Below are 20414 nucleotides of genomic sequence, written 5' to 3' on the forward strand. Positions count from 1 at the left end.
GGTTGATAGGCCAGATATGGAAGCGCCGTGAGGTGTGGAGTTGACTGGTACTAATAGGCCGAGGGCTTGTCCTCAGATGCTCGCGTCCACTGTGTTGGTTCTGAAACAACGACCCCGGCCCCACCCGTGTGTGGGGTGACGGTGATGGTTGTGTGTTTCATAGTGTTTCGGTGGTCATTGCGTTAGGGAAACGCCCGGTTACATTTCGAACCCGGAAGCTAAGCCTTTCAGCGCCGATGGTACTGCAGGGGGGACCCTGTGGGAGAGTAGGACGCCGCCGAACAATCGTTGCAGAGAGCCCTGTCGGGAACTTCGGTTCCCGACAGGGCTCTCTTGCGTTTGGGGCGTTTTCTCTCCGCCGTAAAGGCAGTTCCGAATACGTGTGACAGCGGAGTGGAGCCAGGGCGTCGTCGTCAGAGCCGGCCTGCGGCCTTGAGCGACAGATAGGTGTCGGCGAGCGCGGGAGCCAGGTCGCCCGGAGTCTCGTCGACCACGGTCACGCCGTGACGGCGCAAGCGGTCCGCCGTACGGAGACGCTCCGCTTGAGCGCGGGCCCCCGCCGCCGCTTCGTAGACGCTGTCGAGCGTGCCGCGGGACCGGGTCATCTCCTCGACGCGCGGATCGGCCACGGAGGCCAGGAGCACCGTGTGGCGATGCGTAAGTCCAGGGAGGACGGGCAGCAGGCCCTCTTCGACGGCTGCGGCGTCGAGACCGGTGAGCAGCACGATCAGCGACTGTCGCGGCGCGGAGCGCAGGGCGGTCGCGGCGAGTCCCCGGGCGTCCGTTTCGACGAGCTCCGGCTCGAGTGTTGCCAATGCGTTGACCAGGGCAGGGAGAACATCTCCGGCCGCCCGGCCCTGCACGGAGGCGCGGAGGCGTCGGTCGTACGCGAGCAGGTCGACTCGGTCTCCGGCGCGTGTGGCCAGGGCCGCGAGGAGCAGCGCGGCGTCCATGGAGGCGTCGAGGCGCGGAGCGTCGCCGACGCGTCCGGCCGAGGTGCGGCCGGTGTCGAGCACCAGCAGGATGCGGCGGTCGCGTTCAGGGCGCCAGGTGCGGACGGCGACGGCGGACTGACGTGCTGTCGCGCGCCAGTCGATGGATCGGGTGTCGTCGCCGGGGACGTACTCCCGGAGGCTGTCGAACTCGGTGCCCTCACCGCGGGTCAGGACGCTGGTCCGGCCGTCGAGTTCGCGGAGGCGGGCCAGCTTGGCAGGCAGGTGTTTGCGGCTGGTGAAGGGCGGGAGGACGCGGACGGTCCAGGGGACGTTGTGGTGGCCTTGGCGGGCGGCCAGCCCGAGGGGGCCGTGCGAGCGGACCGTGACGCGCTCGGACCTGCGGTCTCCGCGGCGTGTGGGCCGCAGAGCCGTTGTGAGCCTTCTGCGCTCGCCCGGCGGGACCGTGAGCCGGTGGCGGGACGCGGCGGGTCCGGTGGGAGCCGGCCAGCTGCTGGGAGGCCAGGCGTCACGGAGGTGCGCCCGCAGGGGACGGCTCGACGGGTTCTCCAGCACGAGCTGCACGTGTGCTACTTCTCCGAGTCGAACGGATGTGTCACCGGATCGGGTGAAACGAAGGCTTCGCACTGGTGCGGCCAGTGCCAGATCGCACAGAATTGCGAGTGCGAGGAGGGAGTTGAGGGCGAGGAAGCCGGTCCGGTGGGGGGCGAGGAGACCGGTGAGGAGAGCGCCGAGTGCGGCGATCAGGGCGGTCCGTCCGGTGAGAGCCAAGGTCTTGTTCCTGTCGCCTCAGCGCGGCACGGGCACGTTGGCCAGGACCGACGTGATGACGGAGTCGGCGGTGACGCCTTCCATCTCCGCTTCGGGGCGGAGCTGGATCCTGTGGCGGAGTGTGGGCAGGGCGAGTGCCTTCACATCGTCAGGAGTCACGTAGTCGCGGCCTGTCAGCCAGGCCCAGGCTCGTGACGTGGCGAGGAGAGCGGTGGCTCCGCGGGGGGAGGCGCCGAGAGAGAGCGAGGGGGATTCGCGGGTGGCACGACAGATATCGACGACGTAGCCGGCGATCTCGGGGGAGACCGATGTCTTGGCGACGGCTTCCCGGGCGGCCGCCAGGTCCTCGGGTCCTGCTACGGGGCGCAGCCCGGCTGCTGCGAGGTCCCGGGGGTCGAAGCCCTCGGCGTGCCGGGTGAGGACGTCGACCTCGTCCTCACGGGAGGGCAGAGGCACCGTCAGCTTGAGCAGGAATCGGTCGAGTTGGGCTTCGGGGAGGGGGTAGGTGCCCTCGTACTCGACCGGGTTCTGTGTGGCGGCGACGAGGAACGGGTCCGGGAGTGACCGGGGCGTCCCGTCGACCGAGACCTGACGTTCTTCCATGGCTTCGAGCAGCGATGCCTGCGTCTTCGGAGGCGTGCGGTTGATCTCGTCGGCGAGCAGCAGATTGGTGAAGACCGGTCCGGGCTGGAAGGAGAACTCGGCTGTGCGCGCGTCGTAGATCAGCGAGCCGGTGACGTCACTCGGCATCAGGTCCGGGGTGAACTGCACGCGCTTCGTCTCCAGTTGGAGCGATGCGGCCAGGGCGCGGACGAGCAGCGTCTTGGCGACTCCCGGGACGCCCTCCAGGAGGACGTGACCACGGCACAGCAGAGCGACGACGAGGCCGGTGACCGCGGGGTCCTGGCCGACCACGGCCTTGGAGATCTCGTTTCTCAGGGCCTCGAGCGAAGCACGGGCGCTGTCGGGGGTCGGGGCGCTCACGGAGTGCGGTCCCTTTCGATCGGGGGTGATGCGGGGTGCGGGGCTGACGCGGAGTCGGCGTGGCGGGTGCTGCTCGACGTGATGCGGTGCTCCAGCTCGTCGAGTTCGTCGGCGAGACGGACCAGAGCGGGGTCGTCCGCGGGCGCCGGGCCGAACAGCAGGGCGTCGATGTCCGGTGGCGGGAGTTGTGCTGCGACTGCCGGCACGAGGTCCTGGCGGCTGTGGGCCGTCGCGGCCGGCACGCCGACGAGTGGAGCGAGCCGGGTACGCGTGGCGGAACGCAGGGCCTCGGCGGCACGATCGCGGGCGTTCGCCTGCCGGTAGAGCCGGGCACGGCCCTCGGTGGCCTCCGATGCCCGGATGACGACGGGCAGCCGTTCGGCGACCAGCGGGCCGAGCCTGCGGGCGCGCCAGAGGGCTGCGAGTGCCGCGGCCACGGCGAGTTGGAGCACGGCCCAGTGCCAGCCGTCGGGGATGAGATCGATGAAGCTGCGGTCGCCTTCACCGGCGCCCGCATCGGAGACCGAGGGGAGGTACCAGACGAGATGGTCGCGGGAACCGAGCAGCTGGAGCGCGAGGGAGGCGTTGCCTTCCTTCGCCAGGCGGTCGTTGAGGAGGAGGTCGGGGGAGCCGAGGAGGACGGTGTCGCCGCCGTTCGCCCCTGGCACGCGGAGCAGGGTGGGGAGTCCGCCGCTGCGGTAGCAGGCGTCGGAGCCACGGCCGGTGAAGTGGTAGCGGACACCGCCCAGTTCGACGGCCCCGGCCCGGCGGGCAGCGGGCAGGTCGCAGCCCGGGGAGCGGGTACCGACGTCCACGGGTTCGGCGACGCGTACGCCCGGGGCGAGGGTTTCGGCGGAGGATTCACCGGCGCCGACGAGCACGGCGCGGCCGCCGGACTTCGCCAGGGCGGCGTGCAGCTTCCGTTGCCGGCTATCGGTGAGGCGGTCGGGCTCCGCGATGAGGACGGTCGTGCCGGGGCGGGCGGCTGCGGTGGCGGCGTCGGCGGTCGTGACGACCTCGGTGGAGACGCCGCGGTCGGCGAGGAGTTCGGCGACGGCGCGGCTGCCGTACCGGTCCGCGGAGCGGGGGTCCAGAAGGCCGCGCTGCTCGCCGGAGCGGAACACGGCCAGGATGACACCCGCGACGACGAGGATGGCGAGGCCCAGCAGCAGTCCGCGGGAGCGGGTCCACATCTGGCGTGCGGTGGGGGAGCCGGACGTGGCGACGGTGGCGGACGCGGTCATCGCGCGCCTCCCGCCGTGGCGTTGTCGAAGCGGGGCCTGCTGCGCTGGACGGCGGTGTCGAGTTCGACGAGGCGTGCGTACGCGTCGGGGCTGGAGTGGCGGCCGCCGTACGTGACGTCGTCGAAGGCGCGGGCGGCGGACTTCAGGGCTTCGGCGTGGTCGGGAAGGGAGCGGCCCGCCTCGGTCGCGGCTTCGTCCGCGGTGCGGCCCGGGCGCGGGTCGAGCAGGGCGCGTTCCTCCAGGGAGCGGACGACGGCTCGCATGCGTTCCTGGACGGCCTGGTCCCAGTGGCTCTCGGCCGCGTGGCGTTCGGCCGCCGCACGGTGCTCGGCGGCGCTGCGGGGGCGGTCGTCGAAGAGCGTGCTCCCGGTGGTGGGGGTGCGGCGCAATGCCCCGAGCCTCAGGCGCAGGGCGACCACGAGCAGGAGGACGGCTACGACGATGACGACGACGCCGACTGTACCGCCGGGAGTGGCCCCGGAGGCAGCGTTGAGCAGATCGCCGACGCGTTCCCAGAACCAGTCCAGGGCCCGCTGGAACAGGCCCGGTTCGTGCTCCTGGTACATCGACTTGGAGAGTTCGCGTTCCGCCGCCTCCCGGGCGGGGACGCGCGGGATCGTCACCGGTCCCTCGTCGCCGGCCCGCACGAGGAAGCGCGTCAGTGCGGCCGTGCCCCCCGTCGAGATCACCGCATCAGCTCCCCGGTGCGGTGTCGTGGGTCGGCGAGGCGCTGGGCTCCGGCTCGCCGTAGCCGGGGACCCCGGCGGCACGGGCGAGTTCGAGGTCCAGCGCTTCGCGGCGGATGCGCTGGTCCATGTAGAGGAGGGCCGTGACGCCGGCGCTGATGGGCAGGGTGATCGTGGAGCTGATCACCGCGCCGACGCCCATGACGATCAGGAACGGCCAGGTGGCGACCGTGGATTCACCGGACACCCAGTCCATGGCGCCCTCGCCGCCGGCGAACACGCCGACGATGCCCACCGGCACCTCGATGACCGCCGCGACGACGGTGATCAGGATGACCGTGAGGAGCTGGATGCCGAACACCCGCCACCAGGCGCGGCGTACGAGCTTGGCGGAGCGGCGCATCGAGGCGACCACGCCTTGCTTCTCGAGCATGAGGGCGGCGGCCGAGAGGCTGTAGCGGATCCACAGCCAGATGGCGGCGACCATCCCGGCCAGGCCCCCGATCAGTGCGAGGGCCGCTCCCGCGCGAGTGCTGCCGGCCTGGGAGAGGATCAGTCCAGGTGCGACACCGACCGCGGCGACGCCGAGGATGAGCAGCGGGATCAGGAACAACAGGCCGAAGAGACGCGGCAGTTGGGACTTGGAGCCCTGCCATGCCTCGGAGGTGGACACGGAACGTCCCAGGACGGCACGGCTCACGACGATGGTCAGCATGGCGGTGGCGATGATCGTGCCGAGCATGTTGATCAGCCAGGTCACGCCGGTGCTGGCCATGGTGGAGCCGAGGGCGTCGAGGGTCTCGTTCAGCGTGGGATTCGGGTTGTTCTCCAGGCCCTCGAGGCTGGCCGTGTCGCGGAACCAGAGCCCGGTCGCGAGGGTCGAGACGCCCTGGGTCAGGACGGCGACGACGAGGGAGATGCCCAGCACCGTGCGCCAGTGGGCGCGCATGGTGGACACCGCGCCGTCGAGGATCTCGCCCACACCGAGGGGGCGGAGCGGAATGATGCCGGGCTTGGCCGCCGGGGGCTGTGCCCAGCCCGAACCCCAGCCGCCCTGGCCGCCCCAGCCTCCGGGGTCGCCCTGGCCACCCCAGCCGCCCGGGCCGCCTTGACCGCCCCAACCACTCTGGCCGCCCCAGGCAGGGCCGCCGCCAGGACCGGGAGGAGGTCCGGGAGGAGGAGGGGTGGATCCGGACTTCTCCCGCCCCGGATCGTCCGAGGGGGAGGACCCGGGCGAAGCCCAGCCCGGAGAGTCGTTCATCATCGCTCCTTCACGGTGCCCGTCCGCGGAGTCGGCTGGGCTCCGGTGACGGGGCGACAGCCCCGGGAGAACCACAGCAGCGGCCGGTTGGCTGCCATCGTGCCACGGGCCGTCGGCGTTCGTACCTGGCCCTCTACCCTCGCCGCACCTTCAAATACCTGTGCCGGAGCGTGCAGACTGGGCGAATGGCTGATCAGGACGCGGTACCTCCGGTGGCCGGAGGGCCACCCGCAGTTCCTTCACTCCGCTGGGACGAACCGCCTGAGGGCCCCATGGTGGTGCTCCTCGACCAGACCCGACTGCCCGCCGAGGAGGTGGAGCTGGCCTGCACCGACGTACCGGCGCTGGTCGAAGCGATCCGTACGCTGGCCGTCCGCGGGGCGCCGCTGCTGGGTATCGCCGGTGCCTACGGCGTCGCGCTCGCCGCCGCACGCGGCTACGACGTGGACGAGGCCGTCGAGCTGCTGTCGAACGCGCGGCCCACCGCCGTGAACCTCGGCTACGGCGTGGGACGGGCCCTGGGTGCGTACATCCGGGCCACCGAGGAAGGGGCCGGCCCGGAGCAGGCAGCGGCCGCCGCGCTCGCCGAGGCGCGCGCACTGCACCGGGAGGACGCGGAGGCGAGCGCGCGCATGGCGGAGCACGGTCTCGCGTTGCTCGGCGAGCTGCTTCCCGGCGGCGGTCACCGGATTCTCACCCACTGCAACACCGGCACCCTGGTCTCGGGCGGCGAGGGCACGGCGTTCGCGGTGGCGAGGTCCGCGCACCGCGCCGGTGAGCTGCGGCGGCTGTGGGTCGACGAGACGCGCCCGCTGCTGCAGGGGGCCAGGCTGACGGCGTACGAGGCGGCGCGGAGCGGCATGCCGTACACGCTGCTCGCCGACAACGCGGCGGGCTCGCTGTTCGCCGCGGGCGAGGTCGACGCCGTGCTGATCGGGGCGGACCGGATCGCCGCCGACGGCTCGGTGGCGAACAAGGTCGGCAGCTACCCGCTGGCGGTGCTGGCGCGCTACCACCATGTGCCGTTCGTCGTCGTCGCGCCGGTCACGACCGTGGACCTGTCGACCCCGGACGGGGCGTCGATAGAGGTGGAGCAGAGGCCCGGGCACGAGGTGACGGAGATCGCGGCGCCGTCCGCGCCGGGAGCGGCGGGGGAGCCGGGGGCCGGGATACCGGTGGCGCCGCTGGGGACCCAGGCGTACAACCCCGCCTTCGACGTCACGCCGCCGGATCTGGTGACGGCGATCGTCACCGAGGCCGGGGTGCTGTCGCCGGTCACGGGCGCGGGGCTCAAGGAGCTGTGTGCCAGGTCACGCCAGGTAACGATTAGCTAATGGGATGATGTCGATTATGAAAGGACGCGTCCTGGTCGTCGACGACGACACCGCACTGGCGGAGATGCTCGGCATCGTGCTGCGCGGAGAAGGCTTTGAACCGTCGTTCGTCTCGGACGGTGACAAGGCCCTCGCCGCATTTCGCGAGGTCAAGCCCGATCTGGTGCTGCTCGATCTGATGCTGCCCGGCAGGGACGGCATCGAGGTGTGCCGGCTCATCCGGGCTGAGTCCGGCGTACCGATCGTCATGCTGACCGCGAAGAGTGACACGGTCGACGTGGTGGTCGGGCTGGAGTCCGGTGCCGACGATTACATCGTCAAGCCGTTCAAGCCGAAGGAGCTGGTCGCGCGGATCCGCGCGCGGCTGCGCCGTTCCGAGGAGCCGGCGCCCGAGCAACTCGCCATCGGCGATCTGGTCATCGATGTCGCGGGTCACTCCGTGAAGCGGGACGGTCAGTCGATCGCGCTGACCCCGCTCGAGTTCGACCTGCTCGTCGCGCTGGCCCGCAAGCCGTGGCAGGTGTTCACGCGCGAGGTGCTGCTCGAGCAGGTCTGGGGTTACCGCCACGCGGCGGACACCCGGCTGGTCAATGTGCACGTCCAGCGGCTCCGCTCGAAGGTCGAGAGGGACCCCGAGCGCCCGGAGATCGTGGTGACCGTGCGCGGCGTCGGTTACAAGGCCGGGCCCAGCTGACATGTCCGGGAACGGTGCTGCTCCGGAGGCCGGAGCTCTGGGGGCCGAGCCCTCGGGGGGATCGCGTTCGGGGCGGCCCGTCGACCCGGTGGGCAAGATCTCGTTGTTCGAACGGTTCTGGCAGGGCGGGAATCTGCTGCAGGACGGTGCCCCCGGCGGCCCCGTCCATCCCGTGCTGCGCCTGTTGTGGCGGTGGTTCCGCAGGCCGATGCTGCCGGCGGTGCGGCTGTGGCGGCGCAACATCCAGCTCCGCGTCGTCGCCACCACGCTCCTCATGTCCCTCGGTGTCGTGCTGCTGCTCGGCATCGTCGTCATCGGCCAGGTCCGCAACGGCCTGCAGGACGCCAAGCAGGGCGCGGCGCAGAGCCAGGCCGTCGGCGGCTTCAACGTGGCCCGCGAGAAGGCGGACTCCGACGTCCGCGGCCAGGACGGCCAGGTCCGTGCCCGCGGCGCGCGGAACTCCAGCGAGTGGCTGACCGATCTGGTCGAGCAACTCGCCAGTGGCGGACAGGGCGTCTACTCGGTGGTGGCGCTCAGCTCCGAGACCGAGCAGGCACTGGTCGACGACAGCCGCGGTACGCGGGGGCCGCGCGCCTCCGGCTTCGTGGATCCGGAGAAGAGCGTTCCGGACGAGCTGCGGACGGCGGTCGACGCGGAGCCGGGGACCCACGAGCAGCACACCAGGATCTTCCGCGAGGGAAGCGACTCCGGGGAGCCCGGCCTTGCCATCGGCCGGCAGCTCAACGACGTCAACGGCCACGCGTACCAGCTCTACTACCTTTTCCCGTTCACCCAGGAGGAGAAGTCGCTGAGCCTGGTCAAGGGCACGCTGGCGACCGCCGGCGTGTTCGTGGTGGTGCTGCTCGGCGCCATCGCCTGGCTCGTGGTCCGGCAGGTCGTCACCCCCGTACGGATGGCGGCCGGGATCTCCGAGCGGCTGGCGGCCGGGCGGCTGCAGGAGCGTATGAAGGTCACCGGCGAGGACGACATCGCACGTCTCGGTGAGTCCTTCAACAAGATGGCGCAGAACCTGCAGGTGAAGATCCAGCAGCTCGAGGAGCTGTCGCGGATGCAGCGGCGCTTCGTCTCGGACGTGTCGCACGAGCTGCGCACCCCGCTGACGACCGTACGTATGGCCGCCGATGTCATCCATGAGGCCCGGGAGGACTTCGATCCGGCGACCGCGCGGTCGGCGGAGCTGCTGCGCGGCCAGCTCGACCGCTTCGAGTCGCTGCTGTCGGACCTCCTGGAGATCAGCCGGTTCGACGCCGGCGCGGCGGCCCTGGAGGCGGCCCCGGTCGACCTGCGGGACATCGTCCACCGGGTGATCGAGGGCGCCGAACCGCTCGCGGAGCGCAAGGGCAGCTACATCCAGGTCCGCGGCGACGAGCACCCGGTGATCGTCGAGGCGGACGCGCGCCGCCTCGAGCGGGTGCTGCGCAATCTGGTGGTCAACGCCGTGGAGCACGGCGAGGGCCGTGATCTCGTCGTGCGGCTCGCGACCGCGGGCGGCGCCGCGGCGGTGGCCGTACGCGACTACGGCGTGGGGCTGAAGCCCGGCGAGGCGACGCGGGTGTTCAACCGCTTCTGGCGGGCTGACCCGGCCCGGGCGCGGACGACGGGCGGTACGGGCCTCGGCCTGTCGATCGCCGTCGAGGACGCGCGGCTGCACGGCGGCTGGCTGCAGGCCTGGGGTGAGCCGGGCGGCGGCTCGCAGTTCCGGCTGACCCTGCCGTGCACGGCGGGCGAGTCGCTGCGCGGGTCGCCGATCCCGCTCGAGCCGGAGGACTCGCGGCGCAACCGCGGGCTGATCGACGCGGGTCTGCCGCACGGCCGCCGGATGGCCGCCGTGCCGCCGCAGCCGCGTACCGCGCCGCAGGCGGAGGCGGCGTCGTCGGCGGACGAGGACCGGGAACCGGAGCGGAAGGGCGGGCCGCGTGGGCTCTGACCGGCACACACATCGTCGAGCGAGCTCACTGCGGGGGGCGGTCGTGCTCGGCTCGGCAGCCCTGCTGGTGGCGGGCTGCGCCTCGATGCCGGACAGCGGCGAGGTGAGCCGGGTCGATGCCTCGCCGCGCGCGGAGGCCGAGAGCCAGGTACGGGTCTACGGGGTACCGCCGAGGGCGGGCGAGGGGCCGAACGACATCGTGCGCGGCTTCCTCGAGGCCGTGACCAGCGAGGAAGCGGACTTCAAGACCGCCCAGCTGTACCTCACGGAAGCGGCGTCCAAGAGCTGGCAGCCGTTCTCGCAGACCACGGTGCTCGAGGACGCGCCGAATCCCACCATGGACGGGCCCATCCGGGACCCCGAGCAGAAGACCGCCGTCGCGGAGGTCAGCGGCCACCGAATAGCCACGGTGGACCGGAAGCAGGCGTACAACCCCGCCGAGGGCTCGTACCGGACGACGGTCCACCTGACCAAGGCCAGCGGTGAGTGGCGTATCGACATCCCGCCCACGGGGCTCGTGCTCGGCAAGTCGGACTTCGACCGCCTCTACCGCTCGGCCAACACGTACTACTTCGCGTCGTCGGACCGTGACGACCGGGCCGCGGGGGCGCAGAAGCACGTCCTCGTCGCGGATCCGGTCTATCTGCGGCGCGGGATCGACTCGATCACCTCCAGCGTGAAGGCTCTGCTCCAGGGGCCCACGAGCTGGATGGAGAGCGTGGTGGACTCGCAGTTCCCGACCGGGACCCGGCTCCTCGACTCCTCGCTCTCCCTGGACGACTCGGACGGGCTGAAGGTCCGGCTCAGCGGCAGGGCGTCGCACCTCGGCGGGGTGCAGTGCACACGCATGGCGGCCCAGCTCCTCCACACCGTGCAGGACCAGGCGTCGGCCAAGATCAGCCGCGTGGTGCTGGCCGGCCGGGACGGCTCCGAGCTGTGTTCGCTGACCCCGGGGGAGGCGGCTGTGTACGCGCCCGCGGGGCTGCGCAAGCACACCGAGCGGCAGTACTTCATCGACGGCGAGCACCGGCTGGCCAGCCTCTCCGACGCCAGCGACGAGCCGAGCAGGGTGGAGGGCCCGTTCGGGGACGGCACCGTGCAGCTGGGGTCGGTCGGCGTCGACCGCGCGGAGCGCCAGGCCGCAGGGGTCTCCCTGGACGGACGGTCGCTGTACGTGGCGCCGATGAGCTCGGGCGCGGAGCGCGGGGACGCCAAGCTCCGGTCCCGCGCCAAGAGCGAGAAGGACGCCCTCACCGCCCCGAGCTGGGACGGTGACGGCAACCTGTGGATCGCCGACCGGGACCCCAAGCGGCCGCGGCTGCTGCGGCTCGCGGCGGGCACGGACGAGGCGCAGGAGGTCGACGTGCCGTCGCTCGGCGACGGGCGGATCGAGGGCCTGCGCGTGTCGTCGGACGGCGTGCGGATCGCGCTGCTGGTCACGCGGGACGGGCGGACGTCGCTGGAGCTGGGGCGTGTGGAGCGGTCTGACACCGGTGCGGGGAAGACGCCGCTGGTGGTGAACGATCTACTGTCGGTGGCGCCGCAGCTGGAACATGTGGAGTCCGCGTCGTGGGCGGGCACCAGCCGGCTGGTGGTCGTGGGCCGGGAGCCCGGCGGGGTGCAGCAGCTCCAGTACGTGGAGACCGACGGTTCGTCGTCGAAGACGCCGACGTTGCCGGGTATCAGCGGCGTCGAGGCGGTCGCGGCCTCGGAGGACGAGAGCAAGCCGCTGGTCGCGCACTCCGACGACGGGATCGTGCGGCTGCCGGTCGACGCGAACTGGCGGCTGGTGGCCGAGAAGGGCACGGCTCCCGTCTACCCGGGCTGACACCCGCCGGTGCGCCGCTGACCAGGTCGTACGTGGAGTGGTGCGGCGGGGAGTACGTCGTGCCGTACGGGCCGCCCGGCAGCGTCCGCGAGGCGTTGTCCACAGGGCTGGTGGCCCGCGGCCGCGGGCGGCAGAGTGGCCGTCATGCGGGGGATCCAGAGGTGGTGGCAGGAGATCGCGGGGCTCGTCCTGCCGGTCGGGTGCGCGGGGTGCGGTCGGCCACGGAGCGTGCTGTGCGACCGGTGCCGTGCGGCGCTGAGCGGGGAGGGACCGCGTCGGGTGCGTCCGAGTCCGGAGCCCGCGGGCCTGCCGCCCGTCCATGCCGCGGCGCCGTACGGGGGCGAGGTGCGGGACGTGTTGCTCGCCCACAAGGAGCGCGGGGCCCTGGCGCTGGCCGGGCCCCTGGGCGAGGCCCTGGCCGGTGCGATACGTGCGTGCACGGGCGGGCGGGGCGGGCTGCTGCTGGTGCCGGTTCCGTCGGCGCGGCGGGCGGTGGCGGCACGGGGGCATGATCCGACACGGAGAGTCGCCCGGTCCGCGGCCGCGGGGCTCAGACGCGAGGGCCGGCCGGCGAGGGTGCTCCCGGTACTGCGGCAGCAGCGGGCCGTGGCGGACCAGTCCGGGCTGACCGCTCCGCAGCGTCTCGCGAACCTCTCCGGGGCCCTGGCGGTCCGCGAGCGCGCCGCCGGGCTGCTCGGCGGCGGTGAGGCAGGGCCGGAGAGCGCCTCGGTGGTGCTGGTGGACGATCTGATGACGACGGGGGCGTCGCTCGTGGAGGGGGCGAGGGCGGTGAGGGAGGCCGGTGGCCGGGTCGCGGGCGCGGCGGTGGTCGCCGCTCCGCCGACGGCGTTCTGACCCGCATCGTGCACCGGCTGACCCGGACGTGGTGCCGGGTGGCCAGGAGGCTGATTCCGGGAGGTGAGGACCGTGCTGCGCCGGATCATCTCTGTGCTGAACGGAGAGGGAACTGGCGTGAATCGATCGTCGTTGCTCGTGATGTGAGGGGAAGGAGTTCCGAAGCCCAAGTACGCGCCGGTAGGGGGTGCCGACACCCATCCGGTCGAGCTATGTTCGGTTGTGAGGAAGTGGCGGACCTTTTGCCATGAATGTCGGACAAGCGTGCTTCGGGACTTTTCGCCGTCTCTGAAGTCGATGGGGTTGTGATCTTGTCGACTGGGGAGGAGGACGTGAAAGTCGCAACGCCGCGACTCCGGACGACGCCCGGGTGCGTGGCGATGCAGCAGACGCAGTGCCGGACGGGCCGGCGCCGGAGGAGAAGGCGAGCCCGACCGGTCTCAGGGCAAGTTGGGATGCGCTCCGTGCTCAGCGGAGCCGTCCGGGAACGGAGTTCTGCGTGGACATCGTCGTCAAGGGCCGCAAGACCGAGGTGCCTGAGCGCTTCCGTAAGCACGTGGCCGAGAAGCTGAAGCTGGACAAGATCCAGAAGATCGACGGCAAGGTGATCAGCCTCGACGTCGAGGTGTCCAAGGAACACAATCCCCGTCAGGCCGACCGTTGCGACCGAGTGGAGATCACGCTCCGCACCCGTGGACCCGTCATCAGGGCGGAAGCCTCGGCCGCAGACGCCTACGCCGCACTCGACGCGGCCACCGCCAGGCTCGAAGCGCAACTGCGCAAGCAGGCCGACAAGCGCCGGGTCCACCGGGGCGGCAGCCGGACGCCGACCAGCGTCGCGGCCGCCACCGCGCCGCTCGCCGCACGTCTCAACGGAGACATCGCAGCGTCCGAGACGCGGGTGGAGGAGACCATCCCCACCAAGAAGATCGGTTCCCTCGAAATCCAGGGCGACGGACCGCTGGTGGTCCGGGAGAAGACCCACGCCGCCGCCCCGATGACGCTCGACCAGGCCCTCTACGAGATGGAGCTGGTCGGACACGACTTCTACCTGTTCATCGACTCCGAGACCAAGGCACCCAGCGTGGTCTACCGCCGCCACGCCTACGACTACGGCGTGATCCACCTGGAGTCCGACCCCATGGTCGAGGTGGCCCCGCACGGCGCGGGCGGAGCGCTCGGCGGCTGACGCCGGGCTCACGAAGCCCGCGAAGCCCGTGAGGTCCGCACAGCCGGCGAAGCTTACGGAGGAAGGGCGGCCAGCCGCCGGAAATCGCTGAACAGAGGCCGGATTCGGTGCCCTCGGGAGCGCGGAAGGCGCTCCCGAGGGCACCATTGTGCGACCACGAGGGCCGCGCGGCGGCGTCCGGTCATGGAATCATGGCGGCGCAGCCAACCCGCGCTCTCTTCAGACCGGTTGGCCCGGCAGGCAACCCAGGGCCATGGACTTCAGGGGGAGGAACGATGGCGGACAGCTTCGGGCCCCGACCCGGCGGGTACGACGCGTGCGTCGACCCGGCCGGTGCGGATACGGCCCGGCCACGGAAGGAGCCCATCCGGGTCCTCGTGGTGGACGACCATGCCCTCTTCCGGCGCGGCCTCGAGATCGTCCTCGCTCAGGAGGAGGACATCCAGGTCGTGGGCGAGGCGGGGGACGGCGCGGAGGCCGTGGACAAGGCCGCCGACCTGCTGCCCGACATCGTGCTGATGGACGTCCGGATGCCCAAGCGGGGCGGGATCGAGGCGTGCACGTCCATCAAGGAAGTGGCCCCCAGCGCGAAGATCATCATGCTGACGATCAGCGACGAGGAGGCCGACCTCTACGACGCGATCAAGGCCGGCGCCACCGGCTACCTCCTCAAGGAGATCTCGACCGACGAGGTGGCCACGGCGATCCGTGCGGTCGCCGACGGGCAGTCCCAGATCAGCCCCTCGATGGCGTCGAAGCTCCTCACCGAGTTCAAGTCGATGATCCAGCGCACCGATGAGCGCCGTCTGGTGCCCGCCCCCCGGCTGACCGACCGGGAGCTGGAGGTCCTCAAGCTCGTCGCGACGGGGATGAACAACCGTGACATCGCCAAGGAGTTGTTCATCAGCGAGAACACGGTCAAGAACCACGTCCGCAACATCCTGGAGAAGCTGCAGCTCCACTCCCGGATGGAGGCCGTGGTCTACGCGATGCGCGAAAAGATCCTCGAGATCAGATAGCGGGCGGATGGTGCGGCCGTCCGGATCCCGGCCGCCAGGGCCCGGGGCGCGCACGCCCTGTCCGGCCCCTTACCAGACGCACCAGCCCGAACCAGCAGTACCGGCCGTATCCGAGCGCCTCCCTTGCACCGGCCGTGCCGCCTGGCGACCGGCCCGCGCGGGAGCTGCGGCAGCCTCGGAGGTCCGGCAGCTTCGGAGTCCGGCAACCTCGTAGCCCGGCCGCACCGGAGCCCCGGCCGCCTCGGATCCGCTCGATCCGATCCGGCCAACTGCCCGCTCCTTGACGGCCGTTCCCCAGCTGCCGATTCACATGAAACCTCCCGGGGTCGGCACGTCTCAGCCGTCGGCCAGCGCCTCCGTCAGCGCGACCGTGAGCTCCGGCTGCATCACCCGCTCCACGCGCACCGATGTGCAGTCCACCCACGCCGCGGCCTCCCGCAACGCATACGCCATCGGCCGAACCGCCTTCCGCCCGTCCAGCGACACCTGCCGCGCCACGAGCGTCCTTCCCTCCCGCGCGGGGTCGACGCGGCCCATCAGCCGCCCGCCGGAGAGCAGTGGCATCGCGAAGTAGCCGTGTATGCGCTTGGGCTTCGGTACGTACGCCTCGAGCCGGTGGGTGAAGCCGAAGATCCGCTCCGTGCGCGGCCGGTCCCAGATCAGGGAGTCGAACGGTGACAGCAGCGTCGTACGGTGCCGCCCGCGCGGCTCGGACGCGAGAGCCTCCGGATCCGCCCACGCGGGCTTGCCCCACCCCTCGACCTCGACGGGGACCAGACCCGAGTCGGCGATCACCGCGTCGACCTGCTCGCCCTTGAGCCGGTGGTAGTCAGCGATGTCCGCCCGCGTCCCGATCCCCAGCGACTGCCCGGCCAGCCGCACGAGCCGCCGCACGCACTCGGCGTCGTCCAGCTCGTCGTGCAGCAGCGCACCGGGGACGGCACGTTCGGCGAGGTCGTACACCCTCTTCCAGCCACGTCGCTCGGTGCAGACCACCTCGCCGTACATCAGCGCCCGTTCGACGGCGACCTTCGTCTCCGACCAGTCCCACCACTCGCCGCCGTTCTTGGCGCCGCCCAGCTCGGTGGCGGTCAGCGGCCCCTCCGCGCGCAGTTGCTGGATCACGGCGTCGTACGCGCTGTCGGGCAGGTCGTGGTGCCAGTGCGGCCGGTCACGGTACGCACGGCGACGGAAGGCGAAATGCGGCCATTCCTCGATGGGCAGGATGCAGGCCGCGTGGGACCAGTACTCGAAGGCGTGCGTCCCGGTCCAGTACGCCGACTCGACCGAGGGGCGCCCGACGGGTCCCAGGCGCGCGTACGGCACGAGCTCATGGGACCGGGCCAGTACCGAGATCGTGTCCAGCTGCACCGCACCGAGATGACGCAGCACCCCGCGCGCCCCGCCGCGCCGGTCCGGGGCGCCGAGCAGGCCCTGGGCGCGCAGAGCCGTCCGCCGCGCCTCGTCGGCGGAGAGTGCGGTCACTGGCCGTGGCGTCGGAGTCGGCATCGTCGTCATGCGCGGCACCCTAGACCCGGGCACTGACAATGACCCGGGCCCGGACGACCCGTCCCGGCACCGGAGGGGGCCATCGCCCGCCGCCACCGCCTCCCCCGGCGGCGCGCCACCACCGCCACCCGGCGCCCCGGGTCGCGGCCCCGGCGAGCTGTCCCTCCACGGTCTCCGGACCGGTGATCCGGAAACCATCCGCGCCGGTCGCCCGTTCTCCTGAGGGTGACACCGGTCCTTCGTACCCACGGACCTCCCGGCACGGAGGTGTCCTGACTTACGATGGCCGTTGCGGTGGGGGCTGACCCCGCCGTGCCCGCGCACCCCGACCGTGCCAGGCCCGACCGGCAAGGAGACCAACCTACGTGTCCGTCTTCAACAAGCTCATGCGTGCAGGCGAAGGCAAGATCCTGCGCAAACTGCACCGCATCGCGGGCCAGGTCAACTCCATCGAAGAGGACTTCGTCAACCTCTCCGACGCCGAGCTGCGGGCGCTCACCGACGAGTACAAGGAGCGGTACGCCGACGGTGAGAGCCTGGACGACCTGCTCCCCGAGGCCTTCGCCACCGTCCGTGAGGGCGCCAAGCGCGTGCTCGGTCAGCGCCACTACGACGTCCAGCTGATGGGCGGCGCGGCCCTCCACATGGGGTATGTGGCCGAAATGCGCACCGGTGAGGGCAAGACCCTCGTCGGCACCCTGCCCGCCTACCTCAACGCACTCTCCGGCAAGGGCGTCCACCTGATCACGGTGAACGACTACCTGGCCGAGCGTGACTCCGAGTGGATGGGCCGCGTCCACAAGTTCCTCGGTCTCGATGTCGGCTGCATCCTCGCCAACATGACCCCGGCGCAGCGCCGCGAGCAGTACGCCTGCGACATCACGTACGGCACGAACAACGAGTTCGGCTTCGACTACCTCCGCGACAACATGGCCTGGTCGCAGGACGAACTCGTCCAGCGCGGCCACAACTTCGCGATCGTCGACGAGGTCGACTCGATCCTCATCGACGAGGCGCGCACCCCGCTGATCATCTCCGGTCCGGCCGACCAGGCCACCAAGTGGTACGGCGACTTCGCCAAGCTGGTCACCCGCCTGACCAAGGGCGAGGCCGCCAACCCGCAGAAGGGTCTGGACGAGACCGGCGACTACGAGGTCGACGAGAAGAAGCGGACCGTGGCCATCCATGAGTCCGGCGTCACCAAGGTCGAGGACTGGCTGGGCATCGACAACCTCTACGAGTCGGTGAACACCCCGCTCGTCGGCTACCTCAACAACGCGATCAAGGCCAAGGAGCTGTTCAAGAACGACAAGGACTACGTCGTCATGGACGGCGAAGTCATGATCGTCGACGAGCACACCGGCCGTATCCTCGCGGGCCGCCGCTACAACGAGGGCATGCACCAGGCCATCGAGGCCAAGGAAGCCGTCGAGATCAAGGACGAGAACCAGACACTCGCCACGATCACCCTGCAGAACTTCTTCCGCCTCTACGGCAAGCTCTCCGGCATGACCGGTACGGCCATGACCGAGGCGGCCGAGTTCCACCAGATCTACAAGCTCGGCGTCGTCCCGATCCCGACGCACCGCCCGGTCGCCCGCGTCGACCAGTCCGACCTGATCTACCGCACCGAGCCCGCGAAGTTCGACGCGGTCGTCGAGGACATCGTCGAGAAGAACCGCAAGGGCCAGCCGGTCCTGGTCGGCACCACCTCCGTCGAGAAGTCCGAGTACCTCTCGCAGCAGCTCAGCAAGCGCGGCGTCCGGCACGAGGTCCTCAACGCCAAGCAGCACGACCGTGAGGCGCAGATCGTCTCCGAGGCGGGCCGCAAGGGCGCGGTCACGGTCGCCACGAACATGGCCGGCCGTGGTACGGACATCAAGCTCGGCGGCAACCCGGACGAGCTGGCCGAGGCCGAGCTGCGCGGACGCGGCCTGGACCCGGCCGAGCACCCCGAGGAGTGGGCGGCGTCCCTGCCCGCGGCGCTGGAGAAGGCCGAGGCTGCGGTCAAGGCCGAGTTCGAGGAGGTCAAGTCCCTCGGCGGCCTCTATGTGCTGGGCACCGAGCGGCACGAGTCGCGCCGGATCGACAACCAGCTCCGCGGTCGTGGCGGCCGTCAGGGCGACCCGGGCGAGTCCCGCTTCTATCTGTCGCTGGGCGACGACCTGATGCGTCTGTTCAAGGCGGCCATGGTCGAGCGCGTCATGGCGATGGCCAACGTCCCCGACGACGTGCCGATCGAGAACAAGATGGTCACCCGCGCCATCGCCTCCGCCCAGTCGCAGGTCGAGCAGCAGAACTTCGAGACGCGTAAGAACGTCCTGAAGTACGACGAGGTCCTCAATCGGCAGCGCGAGGTCATCTACGGCGAGCGCCGCCGCGTCCTGGAGGGCGAGGACCTGCACGAGCAGGTGCGCCACTTCATGGACGACACGATCGACGCGTACGTCCAGGCCGAGACGGTCGAGGGCTTCGCCGAGGAGTGGGACCTCGACCGTCTGTGGGGCGCGTTCAAGCAGCTCTACCCGACCAAGGTCACCATCGAGGAGCTGGAGGACGCGGCGGGCGACCGTGCCGGGATCACCGCCGAGTTCATCAGCGAGTCGATCAAGGACGACATCCACGAGCAGTACGACGCGCGCGAGAAGCAGCTCGGCTCGGACATCATGCGTGAGCTGGAGCGGCGCGTGGTCCTGTCGGTCCTGGACCGCAAGTGGCGCGAGCACCTCTACGAGATGGACTACCTCCAGGAGGGCATCGGCCTCCGCGCGATGGCCCAGAAGGACCCGCTGGTCGAGTACCAGCGCGAGGGCTTCGACATGTTCACGGCCATGATGGAGGGCATCAAGGAGGAGTCGGTCGGCTACTTGTTCAACCTGGAGGTCCAGGTCGAGCAGCAGGTCGAGGAGGTCCCGGTCTCCGAGCCCGCCGAGAAGGCCAGCCTGGAGAAGGCCCCGCAGGACGCCGTCCCGGCCGCGGCCGGAGGCCGCCCGGAGATCCGCGCCAAGGGCCTGGAGGCCCCGCAGCGCCCGGATCGGCTGCACTTCTCCGCGCCCAAGGTGGACGGTGAGGGCGGCATCGTCGAGGGCGACTTCACCACCGACGGCGTACCCGCCCGCTCCGAGGCGGACGGGATGACCCGGGCCGAGCGTCGCAAGGCGCAGAAGTCCGCGGGGCGCCGCCGCAAGAAGTAGCGCGAGCGTCGCGCGCGACGCAGCCCACCGCGTAACGGGCCGGGCCACCTCGGGGAGGTGGCCCGGTCCGTTGTGTCGGTCCCGGCTGTTTGCGCGGGCACCCCGGTGCGGGCGCGGTCGGCTCGGCGGGGGCCCGTCCGCCGCGCCGGCGGGTCGCCGTACGGCTGACTGACGGGCGGCCGCTGCACGGCCGGGCCGCGCCGGTCCGCCTGGCCATGCCGTGCCGTGCCGTGCCGGAGCCGCTGGGCGGTGACGGCCGCGCGTTGCGGTCTCCTACGGACAGGCGTGCACTGCCGCCGTCTGCAGGGGGAGTGGTGCCGGCCCGGACCGTCGTGCCGCTCCGGCCGACCGTCGCGCTGCGCCGGGGCTGTCGTACGGCCCGGCCGCGTATGTAGGGCCAGAGCTGCGGCAGGCCTCCGCCCGGGCGCTCGTCACGCACCCTGGGGCGGTTGCAGGCCGGAGGCCGCCCGCCGGGCCGCCCGCATGCCGGGCCACCCGCATGCGTGCCGGGCCGCCCGCATGCCGTGCCGGGCGACCCAGCACGCCGCCGCTGGGTTCAGTACAGCGGACGGCTGCGTGCCGGGGGCGGCCGCGCAGAGTTGGGCTGCCCCGCCGGGCCCCGACCGTCATGCCGCACCGGAGCCGCCGTAGGGCCGGAGGCCACGTCGGGCCGCCGTACGACCGGAGCCGTGTCAGGTGGTCCGTCACGCCGGGCCAGGGGCGCCGTACGGCGGCCCCGAGGCGCCGGGCCGTCCGCATGGCGCGGCGGCCCGTAGGCGACCGAGCACCGGTGCCGTCGCAGAAGCCGGAGTCGTGCCGGGTCCGGCCGTCGTGCCGCGCCCGAGCCGTCGTAACGGCCGGAGCCGCCCCCGTCCCCGCCCTCACTCGCGCCGGGGCCCCGTCGTGTGTCCCCAGTGCCCGCCCGGCCAGCCGCGGCCCTGTCCG

General features: G+C 71.5%; 14 protein-coding genes and 1 rRNA gene. 9 read left to right on the top strand and 6 right to left on the bottom strand.

The features are described 5' to 3' along the window. The first annotated feature begins 166 nt into the window (after nt 1–166). Nucleotides 167–283: ribosomal RNA gene (gene rrf / locus ABZ822_RS08375) — 5S ribosomal RNA — on the top strand. Nucleotides 284–413: 130 nt separating this feature from the next. Here rrf and ABZ822_RS08380 read toward each other — a convergent pair. The 5 genes from ABZ822_RS08380 to ABZ822_RS08400 are packed head-to-tail and all read right to left on the bottom strand — an operon-like array spanning nt 414 to nt 5902. After that, nucleotides 414–1724: a DUF58 domain-containing protein gene (locus tag ABZ822_RS08380; RefSeq protein ID WP_360848901.1), complete on the bottom strand. Its 1311-nt coding sequence runs from the start codon at nt 1722–1724 to the stop codon at nt 414–416. Nucleotides 1725–1742: 18 nt separating this feature from the next. After that, nucleotides 1743–2708: a MoxR family ATPase gene (locus ABZ822_RS08385; RefSeq protein WP_360848904.1), complete on the bottom strand. Its 966-nt coding sequence runs from the start codon at nt 2706–2708 to the stop codon at nt 1743–1745. Then, nucleotides 2705–3952 (bottom strand): DUF4350 domain-containing protein, encoded by a 1248-nt coding sequence (locus ABZ822_RS08390; RefSeq protein WP_360848907.1) that lies wholly within the window; start codon nt 3950–3952, stop codon nt 2705–2707. The genes ABZ822_RS08385 and ABZ822_RS08390 overlap by 4 nt, the downstream gene beginning before the upstream one ends. Then, entirely contained in the window at nt 3949–4638 is a 690-nt protein-coding gene (locus ABZ822_RS08395; RefSeq protein ID WP_360850419.1) for a DUF4129 domain-containing protein, read from the bottom strand. The genes ABZ822_RS08390 and ABZ822_RS08395 overlap by 4 nt, the downstream gene beginning before the upstream one ends. 7 nt (nt 4639–4645) lie before the next feature. Further along, a complete protein-coding gene (locus tag ABZ822_RS08400; protein ID WP_360848910.1) occupies nt 4646–5902 on the bottom strand; it encodes a hypothetical protein in 1257 nt (418 codons plus the stop codon). A gap of 182 nt (nt 5903–6084) precedes the next feature. Here ABZ822_RS08400 and mtnA point away from each other — a divergent pair, with 182 nt between their 5' ends. The 7 genes from mtnA to ABZ822_RS08435 all read left to right on the top strand — a co-directional run bounded on the left by mtnA (nt 6085) and on the right by ABZ822_RS08435 (nt 14766). Further along, nucleotides 6085–7233 carry an S-methyl-5-thioribose-1-phosphate isomerase gene (gene mtnA / locus ABZ822_RS08405; RefSeq protein WP_360848912.1) on the top strand — a complete coding sequence of 383 codons (1149 nt, stop codon included), beginning with the start codon at nt 6085–6087 and terminating at the stop codon, nt 7231–7233. A 4-nt stretch (nt 7234–7237) separates the two neighbouring features. Continuing rightward, nucleotides 7238–7927 (top strand): two-component system response regulator MtrA, encoded by a 690-nt coding sequence (gene mtrA, locus ABZ822_RS08410; protein WP_360848914.1) that lies wholly within the window; start codon nt 7238–7240, stop codon nt 7925–7927. 1 nt (nt 7928) lies between these two features. Then, entirely contained in the window at nt 7929–9875 is a 1947-nt protein-coding gene (gene mtrB, locus ABZ822_RS08415) for an MtrAB system histidine kinase MtrB (RefSeq protein WP_360848916.1), read from the top strand. 43 nt (nt 9876–9918) lie between these two features. After that, a complete protein-coding gene (locus ABZ822_RS08420) occupies nt 9919–11703 on the top strand; it encodes an LpqB family beta-propeller domain-containing protein (protein ID WP_360848919.1) in 1785 nt (594 codons plus the stop codon). A 279-nt stretch (nt 11704–11982) separates the two neighbouring features. Continuing rightward, nucleotides 11983–12558: a phosphoribosyltransferase family protein gene (locus tag ABZ822_RS08425; RefSeq protein ID WP_360848922.1), complete on the top strand. Its 576-nt coding sequence runs from the start codon at nt 11983–11985 to the stop codon at nt 12556–12558. Nucleotides 12559–13057: 499 nt separating this feature from the next. Then, nucleotides 13058–13747, top strand: coding sequence for a ribosome-associated translation inhibitor RaiA (raiA, locus tag ABZ822_RS08430; RefSeq protein WP_360848925.1), 690 nt, complete (start codon nt 13058–13060; stop codon nt 13745–13747). A 275-nt stretch (nt 13748–14022) separates the two neighbouring features. Then, entirely contained in the window at nt 14023–14766 is a 744-nt protein-coding gene (locus ABZ822_RS08435) for a response regulator transcription factor (protein ID WP_360848928.1), read from the top strand. Between the two features lie 336 nt (nt 14767–15102). On the opposite strand, the gene ABZ822_RS08440 is transcribed toward ABZ822_RS08435, so the two are convergent. Further along, nucleotides 15103–16284 carry a crosslink repair DNA glycosylase YcaQ family protein gene (locus ABZ822_RS08440; RefSeq protein ID WP_360848931.1) on the bottom strand — a complete coding sequence of 394 codons (1182 nt, stop codon included), beginning with the start codon at nt 16282–16284 and terminating at the stop codon, nt 15103–15105. A 356-nt stretch (nt 16285–16640) separates the two neighbouring features. Between ABZ822_RS08440 and secA the strand changes: the two genes are divergently transcribed. After that, nucleotides 16641–19469, top strand: coding sequence for a preprotein translocase subunit SecA (gene secA / locus ABZ822_RS08445; protein WP_360848935.1), 2829 nt, complete (start codon nt 16641–16643; stop codon nt 19467–19469). Nucleotides 19470–20414 lie beyond the last annotated feature (945 nt).

The sequence above is a fragment of the Streptomyces sp. NPDC047108 genome, assembly GCF_040643575.1.
In the GTDB taxonomy this organism is placed as follows: Bacteria; Actinomycetota; Actinomycetes; order Streptomycetales; family Streptomycetaceae; genus Streptomyces.

Excerpts from the sequence above, each read along its gene's own strand:
- mtrA (WP_360848914.1), top strand. The coding sequence starts at position 7,238 with ATGATGTCGATTATGAAAGGACGCGTCCTGGTCGTCGACGACGACACC.
- ABZ822_RS08400 (WP_360848910.1), bottom strand. The coding sequence starts at position 5,902 with ATGATGAACGACTCTCCGGGCTGGGCTTCGCCCGGGTCCTCCCCCTCG.
- mtrB (WP_360848916.1), top strand. The coding sequence starts at position 7,929 with ATGTCCGGGAACGGTGCTGCTCCGGAGGCCGGAGCTCTGGGGGCCGAG.
- ABZ822_RS08390 (WP_360848907.1), bottom strand. The coding sequence starts at position 3,952 with ATGACCGCGTCCGCCACCGTCGCCACGTCCGGCTCCCCCACCGCACGC.
- ABZ822_RS08440 (WP_360848931.1), bottom strand. The coding sequence starts at position 16,284 with ATGACGACGATGCCGACTCCGACGCCACGGCCAGTGACCGCACTCTCC.
- ABZ822_RS08435 (WP_360848928.1), top strand. The coding sequence starts at position 14,023 with ATGGCGGACAGCTTCGGGCCCCGACCCGGCGGGTACGACGCGTGCGTC.
- mtnA (WP_360848912.1), top strand. The coding sequence starts at position 6,085 with ATGGCTGATCAGGACGCGGTACCTCCGGTGGCCGGAGGGCCACCCGCA.